General features: G+C 44.2%; 18 protein-coding genes. 13 read left to right on the top strand and 5 right to left on the bottom strand.

From position 1 onward, the window contains the following. Nucleotide 1: 1 nt before the first annotated feature. Nucleotides 2–1,069: an NAD(P)/FAD-dependent oxidoreductase gene (locus tag QF06_RS14415; RefSeq protein ID WP_003228707.1), complete on the bottom strand. Its 1,068-nt coding sequence runs from the start codon at nt 1,067–1,069 to the stop codon at nt 2–4. 262 nt (nt 1,070–1,331) lie between these two features. On the opposite strand from QF06_RS14415, the gene QF06_RS14410 reads away from it, so the two are divergent. The 6 genes from QF06_RS14410 to paiB all read left to right on the top strand — a co-directional run bounded on the left by QF06_RS14410 (nt 1,332) and on the right by paiB (nt 5,840). After that, on the top strand, nt 1,332–1,568 hold the full coding sequence (locus QF06_RS14410; protein WP_003222913.1) for a YuzB family protein: 237 nt from the start codon (nt 1,332–1,334) through the stop codon (nt 1,566–1,568). Between the two features lie 136 nt (nt 1,569–1,704). Next, nucleotides 1,705–2,919, top strand: a complete 1,215-nt coding sequence (locus QF06_RS14405) for a NupC/NupG family nucleoside CNT transporter (protein WP_003228710.1) — start codon at nt 1,705–1,707, stop codon at nt 2,917–2,919. 122 nt (nt 2,920–3,041) lie between these two features. Then, nucleotides 3,042–3,896, top strand: a complete 855-nt coding sequence (gene dapF / locus QF06_RS14400; RefSeq protein ID WP_003243745.1) for a diaminopimelate epimerase — start codon at nt 3,042–3,044, stop codon at nt 3,894–3,896. A 78-nt stretch (nt 3,897–3,974) separates the two neighbouring features. Beyond that, a complete protein-coding gene (locus QF06_RS14395) occupies nt 3,975–4,337 on the top strand; it encodes a HesB/IscA family protein (RefSeq protein WP_003244166.1) in 363 nt (120 codons plus the stop codon). A 337-nt stretch (nt 4,338–4,674) separates the two neighbouring features. Next, nucleotides 4,675–5,193, top strand: a complete 519-nt coding sequence (paiA, locus tag QF06_RS14390) for a spermidine/spermine N(1)-acetyltransferase (RefSeq protein ID WP_003244000.1) — start codon at nt 4,675–4,677, stop codon at nt 5,191–5,193. A 23-nt stretch (nt 5,194–5,216) separates the two neighbouring features. Beyond that, nucleotides 5,217–5,840, top strand: coding sequence for a protease synthase/sporulation negative transcriptional regulator PaiB (gene paiB, locus QF06_RS14385; protein ID WP_014480733.1), 624 nt, complete (start codon nt 5,217–5,219; stop codon nt 5,838–5,840). A 73-nt stretch (nt 5,841–5,913) separates the two neighbouring features. On the opposite strand, the gene guaC is transcribed toward paiB, so the two are convergent. Next, the gene (gene guaC / locus QF06_RS14380) at nt 5,914–6,894 is read right to left on the bottom strand and encodes a GMP reductase (protein WP_041850572.1); all 981 of its coding nucleotides are present in this window, start codon (nt 6,892–6,894) and stop codon (nt 5,914–5,916) included. Nucleotides 6,895–7,172: 278 nt separating this feature from the next. On the opposite strand from guaC, the gene QF06_RS21450 reads away from it, so the two are divergent. Then, nucleotides 7,173–7,313 (top strand): hypothetical protein, encoded by a 141-nt coding sequence (locus QF06_RS21450; RefSeq protein ID WP_003228723.1) that lies wholly within the window; start codon nt 7,173–7,175, stop codon nt 7,311–7,313. A 37-nt stretch (nt 7,314–7,350) separates the two neighbouring features. On the opposite strand, the gene yumC is transcribed toward QF06_RS21450, so the two are convergent. Beyond that, complete coding sequence (gene yumC, locus QF06_RS14375; protein ID WP_003220618.1) at nt 7,351–8,349, bottom strand: ferredoxin--NADP reductase 2; 999 nt, start codon at nt 8,347–8,349, stop codon at nt 7,351–7,353. 331 nt (nt 8,350–8,680) lie between these two features. On the opposite strand from yumC, the gene QF06_RS14370 reads away from it, so the two are divergent. From QF06_RS14370 to spsC, 4 genes are all read left to right on the top strand, one after another. Beyond that, nucleotides 8,681–9,901, top strand: coding sequence for an NAD(P)/FAD-dependent oxidoreductase (locus QF06_RS14370; protein ID WP_038828079.1), 1,221 nt, complete (start codon nt 8,681–8,683; stop codon nt 9,899–9,901). Between the two features lie 174 nt (nt 9,902–10,075). Beyond that, nucleotides 10,076–10,219, top strand: coding sequence for a YuiA family protein (locus QF06_RS21445; protein WP_003243733.1), 144 nt, complete (start codon nt 10,076–10,078; stop codon nt 10,217–10,219). A 53-nt stretch (nt 10,220–10,272) separates the two neighbouring features. Then, nucleotides 10,273–10,593 carry a YuiB family protein gene (locus QF06_RS14365; protein WP_003243877.1) on the top strand — a complete coding sequence of 107 codons (321 nt, stop codon included), beginning with the start codon at nt 10,273–10,275 and terminating at the stop codon, nt 10,591–10,593. Between the two features lie 114 nt (nt 10,594–10,707). Then, nucleotides 10,708–11,352, top strand: a complete 645-nt coding sequence (spsC, locus tag QF06_RS14360) for a stationary phase survival protein SpsC (RefSeq protein WP_041850620.1) — start codon at nt 10,708–10,710, stop codon at nt 11,350–11,352. 29 nt (nt 11,353–11,381) lie between these two features. Here spsC and QF06_RS14355 read toward each other — a convergent pair whose 3' ends face one another. Next, nucleotides 11,382–11,858 (bottom strand): divergent PAP2 family protein, encoded by a 477-nt coding sequence (locus QF06_RS14355; protein WP_003244337.1) that lies wholly within the window; start codon nt 11,856–11,858, stop codon nt 11,382–11,384. 157 nt (nt 11,859–12,015) lie between these two features. Here QF06_RS14355 and QF06_RS14350 point away from each other — a divergent pair, with 157 nt between their 5' ends. Both QF06_RS14350 and QF06_RS14345 read left to right on the top strand, forming a co-directional pair. Beyond that, entirely contained in the window at nt 12,016–13,518 is a 1,503-nt protein-coding gene (locus QF06_RS14350) for a leucyl aminopeptidase (RefSeq protein WP_041850573.1), read from the top strand. 147 nt (nt 13,519–13,665) lie between these two features. After that, the gene (locus QF06_RS14345; RefSeq protein WP_003228736.1) at nt 13,666–14,994 is read left to right on the top strand and encodes a Na+/H+ antiporter family protein; all 1,329 of its coding nucleotides are present in this window, start codon (nt 13,666–13,668) and stop codon (nt 14,992–14,994) included. Between the two features lie 70 nt (nt 14,995–15,064). Here the strand turns inward: QF06_RS14345 and QF06_RS14340 are convergent, their stop codons facing one another. After that, the gene (locus QF06_RS14340) at nt 15,065–15,667 is read right to left on the bottom strand and encodes a biotin transporter BioY (RefSeq protein ID WP_043940188.1); all 603 of its coding nucleotides are present in this window, start codon (nt 15,665–15,667) and stop codon (nt 15,065–15,067) included. Nucleotides 15,668–15,737: the final 70 nt, after the last annotated feature.

Here is a 15,737-nt window from a genome sequence, read left to right as displayed (position 1 = left end):
ATTAACCGTTATGGTGTTTATACATCCACAGCAAGCCGGATTTCAGCATACGCGGAACACGGCCGATCAGCGGACGGTCAGCAACAAGCCCGAAGCCGGCTTTTTTTCCGAGTGAACCGAGGACGCCTTTAAGCTTAAACTGAGGCATTGATTCAGGCAGGGCTTCTCCATTCCAGCGTTTTTGCAAGATTTGGACAATCTGCTCTGCTTGAGCCTCTGCCAGCTGGGCGCTCGGTGCATGAGGAAGGCTGGCGCAATCGCCGACAACGTACAGATGTTCATCACCTGGAAGATTGTGATGTGGCGTTAATACAATACGCCCTTGTGCGTCCTTCTCCACATCTAAGTCTCTGACGACTTTGTTTGGCTGGATGCCGGCTGTCCACACGATGGCGTCTGCAGAAATCGGATCATCGTGGTTATACACAACGCCTTCTTCTACTTTTGTGATATTTGCCCTGTTAATAATGCGGACACCGTGCTCTTCGAACCATTTTTGCACATATTTGCTTAAACGCTCGGGAAAGCTTGATAAAATGAGATTACCGCGGTCGAACAAAATAATGTTCAGGTCATCACGGCTTTCTCTCAATTCACTTGCAAGCTCAACGCCGCTTAAGCCCGCTCCGACAATGGCGACGGTGGCATTAGCGCTCAGATTATTCAGCTTTTGGTAGGTTTCGCGGGACTGATCAATGGTTTGAATACTGTAGGTGAATTCAGGCGCTCCCGGCACGTTGTGATATTTATCCTCACAGCCGAGCCCGATTACGGCGTCATCGTAAGAAATCGGTTCACGATCTTGGAACAGCACTTGTTTTTGTACAATATCAATTGATGTGATATCACCGTATTGGACATCCAGTCGAGGGTGCTCTGGGAATGACACTCTGATATGATGGTCAGAAATTGTACCTGCGGCAAGGGCATAATATTCTGTTTTCAAGCAGTGATAAGGATTTCTGTCAATTAACGTGATTGAAACATCATCAGGCAGCTGGTTTGGCAATAAGCGATGAAGAACACGCATGTTCCCGTAACCTCCGCCGATCAAGACCAATTTTTTCATTTGAATTCCCCTTTAATCCGAAGAGTATGATAGATACATTGAAGAAAATACGAACTATGTAAAATAACATCTAGAATTATATCGAATTTGATCTAAAATCACAATAATAGTTTCAAAATAACCTACAATTTAGCCTGAAAACACAAATTAGTAAAACGTTATTTGAGAAATAATATGTTACGATAATAAATTTTGAATCATCCGTTGTCTTTGACGAATAGTGAAAAATTCGCGATAATGGACATATGTGAGGTGAAACCGCATGAATCCAATGATTGAATTTTGTGTCAGCAATCTGGCTCACGGCTCTCAGGAAGCCCGGGCGATTTTGGAGAAGGATCCCAACCTTGATGTCCTTGAATATGGCTGCTTAAGCTACTGCGGGACATGCATGGAATCGCTTTTCGCTCTGGTAAACGGAGAAGTCGTCATGGGTGAAACGCCTGCTGAGCTTGTTGAGAATATATATACCTTTATTGAAGAAAATCCAATGTTTTAAAGAAAAGGGCCTGGACAGGCCCTTTTTTATTTTGCCGTACAAAAGAACTAAAAAAATGTGTAGACATCAAAAAATATTATTGTTATCGTATAAAAGATATTTTTTTAAATAAAATTTAAGAGGTGTACGAGTATTCATGAATGTTCTGTGGGGGCTGCTGGGCGCAGTTGCGATCATTGCTATCGCGTTTTTATTTTCAGAAAAGAAAAGCAATATTAAGATAAGAACCGTCATCGTTGGTTTATGCACACAGGTGGCGTTTGGATACATCGTGTTGAAATGGGAAGCGGGACGCGCTGTTTTTTTATGGTTTTCAAGCCGTGTACAGCTTCTGATTGACTATGCGAATGAAGGCATCAGTTTTATTTTTGGACCGCTTCTAAAGGTCGGAGACAGTCCGGCATTTGCATTAAGTGTACTGCCCGTTATCATTTTCTTCTCAGCACTGATTGCAGTTTTATATCATTTGAAAATCATGCAGCTCGTTTTCCGTGTCATTGGCGGCGGATTGTCGAAGCTCCTTGGAACAAGCAAAACGGAATCTCTGGCGGCTGCTGCCAATATTTTTGTGGGACAATCAGAATCTCCGTTAGTGATCAAACCCCTGATTGCCGGGCTGACGCGCTCTGAGTTGTTTACGATTATGACGAGCGGTCTATCGGCAGTAGCGGGATCTACCTTGTTTGGGTACGCGCTTCTCGGTATTCCGATTGAATACTTGCTGGCGGCCAGCTTTATGGCTGCTCCAGCTGGACTAGTCTTTGGTAAATTGATTATACCCGAAACGGAAAAAACGCAAACCGTAAAAAGCGATTTCAAAATGGATGAAGGCGAAGGCGCAGCCAATGTCATTGACGCAGCGGCAAAGGGAGCGTCAACAGGACTGCAAATTGCGTTAAACGTTGGGGCGATGCTGCTTGCATTTGTTGCGTTAATCGCTGTAGTAAACGGTATTCTCGGCGGGGCTTTCGGCTTGTTCGGTTTAAAAGGCGTAACATTAGAATCCATTCTCGGCTATGTGTTTTCTCCTATCGCCTTTTTGATTGGCGTGCCTTGGCATGAAGCATTGCAGGCGGGAAGCTATATCGGCCAGAAATTGGTGCTGAATGAGTTTGTCGCTTATTCTAACTTCGGTCCGCACATCGGCGAGTTTTCTAAGAAAACTGCTACCATTATCAGTTTCGCGTTATGCGGATTCGCCAATTTTTCATCAATTGCGATTATGCTTGGTACGCTTGGCGGTTTAGCGCCCAGCCGCCGTTCAGATATCGCACGTCTCGGCCTGAAGGCTGTTCTTGCAGGAACATTAGCCAATCTGCTCAGCGCAGCCATTGCCGGCATGTTTATATAAACGATAAAAGCTCCTTGCGTCAGTGCAAGGAGCTTTTATGTATGAAAAACGGGGGATAATTGTATTGTGTCCGCTTATAATAGCTTTTATACTAAGAAAAAGAAAAAAAGTTGGAGGCACCTATGAACTCATTTCGATTTACCAAAATGCACGGCCTGGGAAACAGTTATATTTATGTGAATCAATTTGAAGAACAGCTTCCAGAAGAAAAACTGTCAGAGATTGCAATTCAGGTTTCTTCTGTTTATACAGGGATCGGATCCGACGGAATGATCCTGATATGCCCATCAGACCAAGCGCCTGTTAAAATGCGGATTTTTAATAATGACGGGTCTGAAGGGAAAAACTGCGGCAACGGCCTGCGCTGCGTCGCAAAATACGCATATGAGCATAAGCTGGTTGAGGAAACATCTTTTCTGATTGAAACTCTCTCCGGGCTTGTAAAAGCGGAGGTTCAAGTCGAAAACGGAAAAGTGAATGTGGTCACTGTCGATATGGGCGAACCGCGCTTGACAAAATCCGAGCTTCCGATGCTTGACGGCGGGGAAGAGCACACAATCAATGAAACGATGGCATTTGGTGAAGTAGAACTAACAGGCACTGCCGTTTCAATGGGAAATCCGCATATCGTTTTTCCGATCGCAGACATTGAACAGGCACCCTTAACGACACTGGGGCCGGTGATTGAGAAAGATCCGAGATTTCCGGAAGGCATCAATGTGGAATTCGTTGAAACCGTGAATGAACAAGAATTGCATTTCCGCGTCTGGGAACGGGGATCAGGGATTACTCAGGCATGCGGGACAGGAGCATGTGCAGCGGCGGTCGCATCTGTATTAAACGGCGTATCAAAGCGAAATCAAGACATCACGGTGCATTTAGCAGGCGGGGATTTGGTGATAAACTGGAAAGATAACGGCCATGTAATGATGACAGGGCCGGCTGAAACCGTTTGTGAGGGTGTCTATTTCTTGTAAAACACCTTGTTTGAGAATTGGAACGATCATGTTTATAATAAAAGACAGCAACCGGTTTTTAAAAGGAGGTTCACAATGATGAGCAACCCGGTAACAATTACAGAAGCAGCAGCTTTGCATATAAAAGATATGATGAAAGAGCATGAAGAAGAAAACGCGTTTCTGCGTGTAGGCGTCAAAGGCGGCGGCTGCAGCGGACTTTCTTACGGCATGGGCTTTGAGCATGAAAAGAGTGAATCAGACAGTGTGTTTGATCAGCACGGCATCACTGTTCTAGTTGACAAAGAAAGCCTTGACATCATGAACGGCACCGTGATTGATTATAAACAATCCATGCTCGGCGGCGGCTTCACCATCGACAATCCAAACGCCATCGCTTCATGCGGCTGCGGTTCTTCGTTCAGAACAGCAACGAATGCAGGCAAGCCTGAAGAGTGCTAGGCACTAAAAACGGATAGCAACTATTAATGACGCTTTTCTTAGCGATAAATCATCGTTAAGGGAGGCGTTTTTATTATGGGGAAATGATGCAGAGAGTTCCGGGGACTTCGGCAAGAGAAACGCTGCTTTGTTGTTTGATTTTTGTTGTAAATACAGCAAAGTTACGCTATATTTAATGCGGAGTATATTTTATTGCATTTACAACAAAAACATGATAGGGAGTTGGTGATGAAGAAGATTTTTGGACTGGTAACAAGGCCAGTATCTGTTCCGTGTTTAAATATATAAAAGGGACACTAGACAATTGAATTTAAAATAAAGGGGCTGAATCCGAACAATGAGTGTAAAAATGAAAAAATGCAGCCGGGAAGATTTACAAACACTTCAACAATTGAGTATTGAAACATTCAATGACACTTTTAAGGAACAGAACTCACCTGAAAATATGAAAGCCTATTTAGAAAGCGCATTTAACACTGAGCAGCTGGAAAAAGAGTTATCCAATATGTCTTCGCAATTCTTTTTTATTTACTTTGATCATGAAATCGCTGGATATGTAAAAGTCAATATCGATGATGCTCAGTCTGAAGAAATGGGTGCTGAATCACTTGAAATCGAGAGAATTTATATAAAGAACAGCTTTCAAAAACATGGGCTTGGCAAACATCTGCTGAATAAAGCGATAGAAATTGCGCTGGAACGTAATAAAAAGAACATTTGGCTAGGTGTGTGGGAAAAAAATGAAAATGCCATCGCCTTTTATAAGAAAATGGGGTTTGTTCAGACCGGCGCCCACTCTTTTTATATGGGTGATGAAGAGCAAACGGATTTAATCATGGCTAAAACACTCATATAACATTTTTCGAAGGGTGGATGATGATGTATATTCCAAAATATTTTAAGGTCACAAATGCTGAAGAAATTTGGAATTTTGTACAAGAAAACTCCTTTGGTACGGTTGTCACAACAGAACAAGGAAAACCAATTGCCACACATTTGCCGTTAGGATTCAATAAAAAAGACGATCATTACTATATTACGGGGCATTTCGCTTATGGAAATCCTCAGTGGAGAACGTTTGAAGCCTGTGAAGATGTGCTTGTGATGTTTCAGGGACCGCACGCTTATATTTCTTCTTCCTGGTATTCGCGCGAAAATGTTCCGACGTGGAATTATCAGGCTGTCCACATGTATGGAAAAGCAAGTATGTTAGAGAAAGATGAATTAGCAGAAGAATTAACAATCATGCTGGAGAAATACGAAAAACATCGTGACAATCCTGTTTTATGGGATAAGCTTTCTCCAAAACTCTTAGAACGTGAATTGAAAGGTATCGTTGGATTTAAGATTAAGGTGGAAGACATTCAAGCGGCATATAAATTAAGCCAGAACCGAAATGAAACGGATTATATGAACATCATTGAACAGTTGCAAAATGAAGAAAATCCAAATGCAAAACAAATGGCAGAACTGATGGAAAATAAATTCAAAAAGCAAATATAAGCTTACTTTGCTGAAGAAGTAGCAGAAAACGCCAACTCAAGCGGAGAACCGCTGACTTGGCGTTTTTTTATGATTAATATTTATCCCCATTAAAAATGGAATTCTTCACAATCACATAATCCACATTGCGGATGGCGTCAAGCTTTGTTCCGCCTGCATAAGAAATAGAAGATTGAAGATCCTGCTCCATTTCAATCAGTGTATCCTTGATTGAGCCTTTATGCTCCACATGCATTTTTTTGCCTTCGACATTTTTCTTTTCGCCTTTTTGGAATTCAGAGGCTGAGCCGAAGTACTCCTTGTAAAGCTTTCCGTCTTTTTCGATCGTTTGGCCTGGCGATTCTTCGTGTCCGGCAAATAGTGAACCGATCATGACCATCGTTGCGCCGAATCGGATTGATTTTGCGATGTCACCATGGGTGCGGATGCCGCCATCCGCGATAATCGGTTTGCTGGCAGCCTTGGCACACCAGCGCAGCGCTGCTAATTGCCAGCCGCCTGTGCCGAAGCCGGTTTTGATTTTCGTAATACATACTTTTCCCGGTCCGATGCCGACTTTAGTGGCATCCGCTCCCGCATTTTCAAGCTCTCTGACTGCTTCTGGCGTTCCGACGTTGCCAGCAATAACAAAGCTGTCCGGCAAATGTTTTTTAAGGTGCTGGATCATTTCAATGACAGCATTTGAGTGCCCGTGAGCAATGTCAATTGTCACGTATTCAGGAGTCAGATTTTCTTCTGCCAGCTGGCGGACAAATTCATACTCCTCATCTTTGACGCCCACGCTGATAGAAGAGAATAACCCGCGTGCGTTCATATCTTTAATAAAATCAATCCGATTTTCAGGTTCAAATCGGTGCATCACATAAAAGTAGCCATTTTCGGCTAATGAAATCGCTAGTTTTTCATCTATAATCGTCTGCATATTGGCAGGGACGACGGGCAATTTAAATGTACGTCCGCCTAAACGTACGGATGTATCACATTCTGAACGGCTATTTACAATGCATTTTGCAGGAATTAGCTGAATATCTTCGTAATCAAATACGTTTTCCATGGTTTTCACTCCTAAAAACGAATATTTAAAAGTATAATATATGAAATGTTCGCCTTCTATAATGTACTCTGTTTTATTTAGGATGTCAAACATTATGATTTGCTGGCAGGTGTGGTGCAAGTGCCGAAGCTTGTCATGCAGGGTGAGTTTAGGTATCATAGTTTTAACGAATGGTCTTAGAGAGCGGATCAAAACGCGAATGATATACGTTCAGCAAAGCTTGGTCGTTCAGCACCAGGCTTTCTTTATGGCATGGACATGGGAAAGGAGCGAATAAGATGGCCCAAAACGAAGAAAAAACACCGAAGTCCCAAAAGATTCAGGACCGCATTATTATGGCAATGATCTGGGTAGTCGCAGCCCTTGTGATTGCGCTGGTTGTAGGAACTGCATTGAATTATATAAATATCTTCAAATAAAAAAGGAGCTGTGTCGCAGACACAAGCTCCTTTTTTATTATTTATTTTCAAAAAGACTTGTTGAGTGAAGAGGCTGTACGCGGGCTTTCGGGTCCATGTAAGCCTTGGCGTTGTTCACTGCTGTCGGTGCCTCACCGAAGCCGCTGGCAATCAGGTTGACTTTTCCTTCATATGTACAAATGTCACCTGCTGCAAAGAAGCCTTCGATATTTGTTTCCATTGTTGATTTCACGACAATGGAATTTTTCTCGATGTCCAGGCCCCAGTTTTTGATCGGTCCAAGAGATGAAACGAAACCGTAGTTGACGATTAAGTCATCAATTTCTAAAATCTCTTTGCGGTCGCCTTTCACTTCTTCAAGCACTAGCTGTTCGATTTTGTCTTCGCCGATCAGCTCCGCAGGGACGAATGGTGTCAGGACATTAACCTTCGACGCATGAAGGTTTTCCACACTGTGCTCGTGCGCACGGAACTTGTCGCGGCGGTGAATGATCGATACTTCTTTTGCGATCGGCTCAAGCATAAGCGCCCAGTCAACCGCGGAATCTCCACCGCCAAGGATCGCAACGCGTCTGCCGGCAAATTTTTGCAGATCATCAACGAAGTAATGGAGGTTTTTGCCTTCATACTGCTCGGCATTTTCAAGTTCCAGCTTTCTCGGTTTGAATGCGCCGTTTCCTGCAGTGATGATGACCGTTTTAGAGTAGTGGGTTTCTTCATTTGTTACAAGCTTAAACACGCCGTCCGCTTGTTTCTCAACAGATTCAACCGCTTGCTCCAGACAAATGGTTTGGTCGAATTTTGCCATTTGCTCTTTTAGGTTATTGATAAGCTCTTGCGCACGGATTTTCGGGAATCCCGCTACATCATATATATACTTCTCAGGGTATAGGGCGCTAAGCTGTCCGCCGAGCTGAGGCAGGCTTTCGATAATTTTGACGCTTGCCTGTCTCATCCCGCCGTAAAAAGCGGTGAATAAGCCGACCGGTCCCCCGCCTATAATTGTAATATCATAAACCTTTGTATCCTCTCGCATACGAAAATTGCCTCCTAAATGAAAATTGTTATTAATTATACCATATTGCCGTTCAAATTGACGAGTCAGCAGAAAAAATCGTAAGGATCTAACGTGCCCATCCGTTCTTGAAAATATTTCCGCAGGCCGCTACGATAATAACCAAATGAAATGATCTTTTTCTGAATGTTTCTTGGGCCAGCCGGATAAACATGATAATAGTGCTACGGGTAAGGACTTCACAAAAAACTTTTCAATATATTTCATAAAATCCCGCCAATAAGCTGAAGCTAACACAAATGATGATTTTATTATGGGTCTAACAAAAGCAAAAAAAGAGAAGGTGGATGTGATGGCATTGAATAAGCCCAAAATCGTGATTTTAGGTGCAGGATATGGCGGATTGATGACGGTGACAAGGCTGACGAAGTATGTCGGGCCGAATGATGCTGACATTACGCTTGTAAATAAACACAATTATCATTATGAAACGACATGGATGCATGAAGCGAGCGCGGGTACGCTCCATCATGACCGCTGCCGTTATCAGATAAAAGATGTAATCAACCAGACACGGGTGAATTTTGTACAGGATACCGTAAAGGCAATCAAAATTGATGAGAAAAAAGTTGTGCTTGCGAATGGAGAACTGCAGTACGATTATTTAGTCATCGGGCTCGGCGCCGTGCCTGAAACGTTCGGCATTAAAGGCTTAAAAGAATATGCGTTTCCGATTGCCAACATCAACACGTCGCGACTGCTACGGGAACATATTGAGCTGCAGTTTGCGACTTACAATACGGAAGCGGAAAAACGGCCGGACAGGTTAACGATCGTTGTTGGTGGTGCCGGATTTACGGGAATTGAATTTCTTGGCGAACTGGCTGCTCGCGTGCCCGAGCTCTGTAAGGAATATGACGTTGACAGAAGCCTTGTCCGCATCATTTGTGTGGAAGCAGCGCCGACCGTTTTGCCGGGCTTTGATCCGGAACTTGTTGATTACGCCGTACATTATCTTGAGGAAAACGGAGTTGAGTTCAAGATCGGCACGGCTGTACAAGAATGTACACCAGAAGGAGTCAGAGTCGGCAAAAAAGATGAGGAACCAGAGCAGATCAAATCGCAAACCGTTGTATGGGCGGCAGGTGTCCGCGGTCATCCGATTGTGGAGGAAGCCGGTTTTGAGAATATGCGCGGCCGAGTCAAAGTCAATCCTGATCTCCGCGCCCCGGGACATGACAATGTCTTTATTCTCGGCGACAGCTCGCTGTTTATGAATGAAGATACAGAGCGCCCGTATCCGCCGACTGCGCAAATTGCAATGCAGCAGGGCATAACGGTCGCTAAAAACCTTGGCAGGCTTATTAAAGGCGGAGAGCTTGAGGAATTCAAGCCGGACATTAAGGGAACAGTGGCTTCTCTTGGCGAGCATAACGCGGTTGGGGTTGTTTATGGCAGAAAGCTGAAAGGCACGCCTGCTTCGTTTATGAAAAAAGTCATTGATAACCGCTCGCTGTTTATGATTGGCGGACTCGGACTGACACTGAAAAAAGGCAAGTTCAAGTTTTTCTAAAAACCCGCGGAAGCGGGTTTTCTTTATTAAAAAACGCCAAAATAAAAAGAGAACGAGAGGAAAACAAGTATGTTTCCGCTTACATCAAAAGATTTGTCACATGATCTGACTTTATTGTTGACAGCTTGATATGGTATATTATCAGAAAATTAAGAAAAAAAGGGTGATGATTAGATGAAAACTGCAACGACAACCGCTTCACATGCATGCCCATTTTGTTCAGGAAAAGGATATTTTCAATTGATTCTCGGCGGTTCAGAGACTTGTCCGTCTTGCCAGGGGACAGGAAAAGACAGTCATTCTTTTTCCAGCCGTTGACTTTATTTCAGCCCCCGCGTTACACTAAAAACAACGCAGGGGGGTGGAATAGGTTGATTAGTCTGCCAGTCGTAATCATCTCAATTGTTTTGTTTTTTGTCTTGTTTTTTGGAATCGGTTTCTTATTAAACATGCTGCTGAGAATGTCTTGGATTATGGCTGTGATTTATCCAATTGTATGCCTTTTCATTATCAGCAAAGAAAAGCTGATCAGCTATGTCCAGTCGCCGGGAGAATCCTTTGCCAGTCTGTTTCATCGTGTCTTATCATTAGCGGCTGCTGATGTGCTGATTTTAGTCAGCGGTTTGGCCGGCGCCATCGTGTCCGGTATAGCGATCAACATGCTCAGAAAAAGAGGATATCAAATGTTTTAAATGCCGCTTTCTTCTAAAGAAAGCTTTTTTTATGCGTTCAGCTCATTCATCATTTTGAATAATGCTCTCTCCACTTGGGAACAATGATTCGGAGGAGAGGTGAATGATGTGAATATGATCAGACGTTTGCTGATGACCTGTTTATTTCTGCTTGCATTTGGCACGACATTTTTATCAGTGTCAGGAATTGAAGCGAAGGACTTGTCAAAATGGGTGCAGGAACATCAGGAAAAGCACTTGAAGCATGCAGGACTGACATTAAAAGCATTGCAGCAGAAACAAACACAAACCACGTCCGCGGCTGAGGATAAAACTAAACCGTTAGAAGAGGCATTTGATTGGGATGAATATCCAGTCCAAAGAGTAACAGCAACAGGCTACACAGCAGGAGCTGAGTCGACGGGCAAAAATCCCGGTGATCCATTATACGGGCTTACATATTCCGGTGTGAAAGTGAAAAGGGATTTATATTCCACGGTTGCTGCTGACCCGTCCGTATTTCCGATTGGCACGATCTTATTCATTCCGAACTACGGTCTCGGCGTTGTAGCTGACACAGGATCGGCAATTAAGGGAAACCGCCTTGATCTGTACTTTGAAACCGTCAAAGATGTATACAATGAATGGGGCAAAAAAACCCTTGATGTATATGTGATTAAAAAGGGAACGGGAAAGATTACCGAGGATGAGCTTGAGAAGCTCAATGAAACAAAATCTTTGCAAGTGTTCAGAAATCAATATAAAACTGTGAAAGAATAAAACGCTCCAGCGAAAGCAGGAGCGTTTTTTTACATGAAAAAGTAAGCGAGTACCAATGTCAGTAAAATACCTGTTAGTCCTCCGAAAAAGACTTCGATCGGCTGATGTCCGAGAAGTTCTTTCAGCTTTTTTTGCTTTTCTTTCTCTGCAGCCTTAGGGAAGTCCTTCGCTTCATTTACGAAACGGTTAAAATCAATGACAAGCTTATTAATGACTGTTGCCTGCTCACCGGCATGACGTCTGACGCCAGTTGCGTCAAACATGGTTATGACGGCGAAAATGGCGGAAACCGCAAAGAGTGAGGAGTCTAATCCATGCTCCAAGGCTACGCCTGTTGAAAGTGCAGTGACCGCTGCGGAGTGAGAGCTGGGCATGCCGCCTGTGCTTGTGACCAGCGACCAGTCCAGTTTTCTGGACACGATAAACTGTATGGGCACTTTGATGACCTGAGCAAAAATAATTGCGGCCAGGCTTGATAATAAAGGAAAATTCGTTAAAAGTTCCATCGGCGACATCCTTTCTATTTGAAAAATCCTTCGTGTTTCAAAAGAAAAAAGCAAGTCTTAGACTGTTGTTTGTTAAAATAAGTATAGTGGAAAGAATGTTTTTCCTATTATACCATTGTTCATTACAAATACCCATTACGTTAGGAGTGTAAGCCTCATGTTTTATGCGGTTCAACAATCAGAGCATACAGAAACCCTTGTGGTCGGGCTTTTTCAAAAAAGCCAGCTGACAGGAAAAGCGTTGGAAATTGATGAAATGCTCGAAGGCCATCTGACACAGCTTTTAAAAGAGGGTGATGTCTCTGCGAAACCGAATCAAGTATCAAAAGTATTCCCTCCATCTTCTGCGGGTATGAAACGGATTTATTTCGTTGGTCTGGGGAGAGAAGCAAATTATTCGTTTGAACAGGCGAAGGAACGTTTTGCTCATGTTTTTCAAGCCATTCATAAAGATCGAAAACAAGAAACTGCTGTTCTGCTTGATACGTTTATTTCGGAAGACGTGCCTCCAGCCGATGCCGCGCATGCTTTAGCTGAGAGCTGCCTGCTTGCTTCCTATGAGGTGCAGGATTATAAGCACAAATCAAATGAGCCTGACAAACAAATTGAAGCCGTGTATGTTGTAACAGATGAAGATACACAGGAAGTGCAGGCCGGGCTTCGCGTCGGCCAGGCATACGGACAAGGGACAAATTCGGCTAGAACGCTTGTGAATATGCCGGGAAACATGCTGGCAGCGACTGACCTCGCTTCGTATGCTGAAGAGCTTGCGGCGAAATATGATTTTGAGTGTGAAATATTGGAGAAATCAGAGATGGAAGAGCTCGGTATGGGCGGAATACTTGCGGTAAACCAAGGCTCCACCGAACCGCCGAAAATGATTGTGTTGAAATATCAGGGCAAAAAGGAATGGGAAGACGTCGTCGGACTAGTCGGGAAAGGAATTACCTTTGACACAGGCGGCTACTCCATTAAAACGAAATCTGGAATTGTCGGCATGAAATCAGATATGGGAGGAGCAGCTGCGGTTCTCGGGGCTATGGAAACGATCGGAGAGCTTCGTCCTGAGCAAAACGTGCTGTGCGTTATTCCATCAACCGATAATATGATCTCCGGCGGGGCCATGAAGCCGGATGACGTGATCGTATCTTTAAGCGGAAAAACAATAGAAATCCTTAATACGGATGCTGAAGGAAGGCTAGTGCTTGCAGATGGCATTACATACGCGAAACAGCATGGCGCGTCGGTTCTTGTCGATGTAGCTACGCTTACCGGCGGCGTCGTTGTGGCATTAGGAACAGAAACAACCGGTGCAATGACAAATGATCAAAGCTTTTACCAGCAGGTAGCTGATGCTGCACAAGAGTGCGGCGAGGCAATCTGGCAGCTGCCGATAACAGAGAAGGATAAAAAACGCGTGAAAAGCAGCCAAATGGCGGATCTCAACAATTCACCGGGACGCGAGGGACATGCGATTATGGCAGGAACGTTTCTTGGTGAATTCGCTGAGTCAACACCTTGGGTTCACCTTGATATTGCAGGAACAGCGACTGCCAATAAAGCAACCTGCTTCGGGCCGGCCGGGGCTACTGGCGTTATGGCAAGAACACTGGCTACACTTGCGGAGCGATTTACATTGGAAGAAGATAAAAACGAGTAATGAAAAATCCCTGCTGTATGATGCGGCAGGGATTTTTTTCTTCTGGAATCTTTAGTTGACTAAAGTGGATCGGTTATGATACGATACGTTCGTACTTTATTTATCTACTACATTAGCAAACTAAAGGATTTTTGGAGGGGTATCATCATGAATGCAGTCGTCATCGCAGTCCTGCTTATGCTTGTATTAAGCCTGCTGCGTGTCAATATTGTTATCGCATTAATTATAGGCGCCTTGGCCGGCGGGTTAACAGGCGGGCTCGGTCTTGGCGAAACGGTTAAAGCTTTCACAGACGGTCTCGGCGGAAATGCCACCGTTGCAGTCAGCTATGCCATGCTTGGCGCGTTTGCCGCCGCTTTGACGAAAACAGGTCTTCCGGACGCAATGGTGGAAGCCTCCGTTAAATTAATCGGAAATAAAGAAGATTCTCGAAAAAAAGCACTGTCTAAGGTGCTGATTGTGCTGATTATTTTAATTGTATCTTGTTTTTCGCAAAACGTCGTTCCGGTTCACATCGCGTTTATCCCGGTGCTGATTCCGCCGCTTTTGAAAATCTTTAATGAACTTGAAATGGACCGCCGTCTGATTGCGTGTGTAATTACATTTGGCTTAACGGCTCCTTATATTTTGCTTCCGGTCGGTTTCGGCCAAATCTTCCAAGGCATGCTGAAGGACAATATGGCGGATGCCGGGTTAAACGTTCCGCTTGCTGACATTCCGTACGCACTGATTATTCCAGTTGCAGGTATGGTTGTCGGCCTTATTTTATCAGTGATCGTATACCGTAAACCGAAACAATATGAAACAAAAGACATTTCAGGTGCAGAAGCATCGCCATATACGAGAAAAAGTATTGGTATCGCGGTTCTAGCCATTGTTGTGTCACTCGGCGTCCAGCTTTACTTATCTCAGACTTTGGGAGTGGAAGGAATGATTATGGGGGCGCTCGCTGGTCTGATTGTTCTGTTTGTCAGCGGTGTGATGAAGCGTGATGAAGCGGACTCACTGATTACTGATGGAATGGTTTTAATGGCCTTTATCGGCTTTGTCATGCTTGTTGCAGCCGGGTTTTCAAACGTATTAACGAAAACCGGAGATGTCGAGTCACTGGTCAAAACGTCAGCCGGTTTTATCGGACACAGTCAGTCCTTGGGCGCATTGCTGATGCTCATTGTCGGCTTATTAATTACAATGGGAATCGGATCTTCTTTTGCGACGATTCCTGTTATCACAACCATCTTTGTGCCTCTATGCATGCAGCTAGGATTCAGCCCGATGGCAACGATTGCGATTATCGGGGCTGCTGCTGCGCTTGGCGATGCCGGTTCACCTGCCAGTGACAGTACGCTTGGACCGACTTCAGGTTTGAGTGCGGACGGCCAGCATCACCACATTTGGGATACTTGTGTGCCGACATTTATATTTTATAATATTCCGCTTGTCATCTTTGGCTGGATTGCAGCGCTTGTTTTATAGGAAAAAGGCTCCCCTTTACTGGGGAGCCTTTTCTCGTTATGATAAAAAAACCGTCCAATAGAACGGTTTTTTACGTAGATGATATGTGATTTCTGTTAAAGCCGGTTGCTTTATGAATAGAGCGGTAGATTGCTGGTGCGATAAACGACAGTATCACAGCCAGCGCTGTATCTTTTACCATAAACCAAATCATAAAGCCCCAAGCCGTGCCGTAGCTCACTGGCGTATGAATCCACAGCTTCAGTGCAAGATACATATAGGTAGTGCCGATGAGATACATGATCGCCGTTCCGATAAGTGAAGCAATGAGAAATCGAATTTTACTTGGCTGAATGTTTCGTTCTAAAAACCATCCCGCTGCAAAGGCTGCCGGGATGTATGAGAAAATAAACCCGCCGCTTTTCCCTGCAAACGGTGCGAAGCCTGCTGAAAATTGAGCAAACACAGGCGCTCCGGCCAATCCCACAAGTGCATATACAATCATGGCAATCGCTGCTCGTTTGCTGCCAAGAAGCAAAGCTGCCAAGAGACAGAAAAACGGCTGCATCGAAAGCGGAATGCCGGCTACTTGTAAAAAGGGTGCTACTGATGTAATGTTGGCCCCGACAGCCATAAGTGCGGCGAACATGCCAATCAGCGCCATATCTCCCGCACGAAGTTTACGTTGTTTCATCGTTGTTCCCCCTTAGGTTGACATACACAATCATAGAGTAATAAAGAACAAAAAGATTGTCAACATGATT

This window comes from Bacillus sp. YP1 (assembly GCF_000877815.1).
Lineage (GTDB): Bacteria > Bacillota > Bacilli > Bacillales > Bacillaceae > Bacillus > Bacillus subtilis.
Note: the sequence above shows the minus strand (reverse complement) of the source record. Positions and strands in the feature narration are given on the sequence as shown.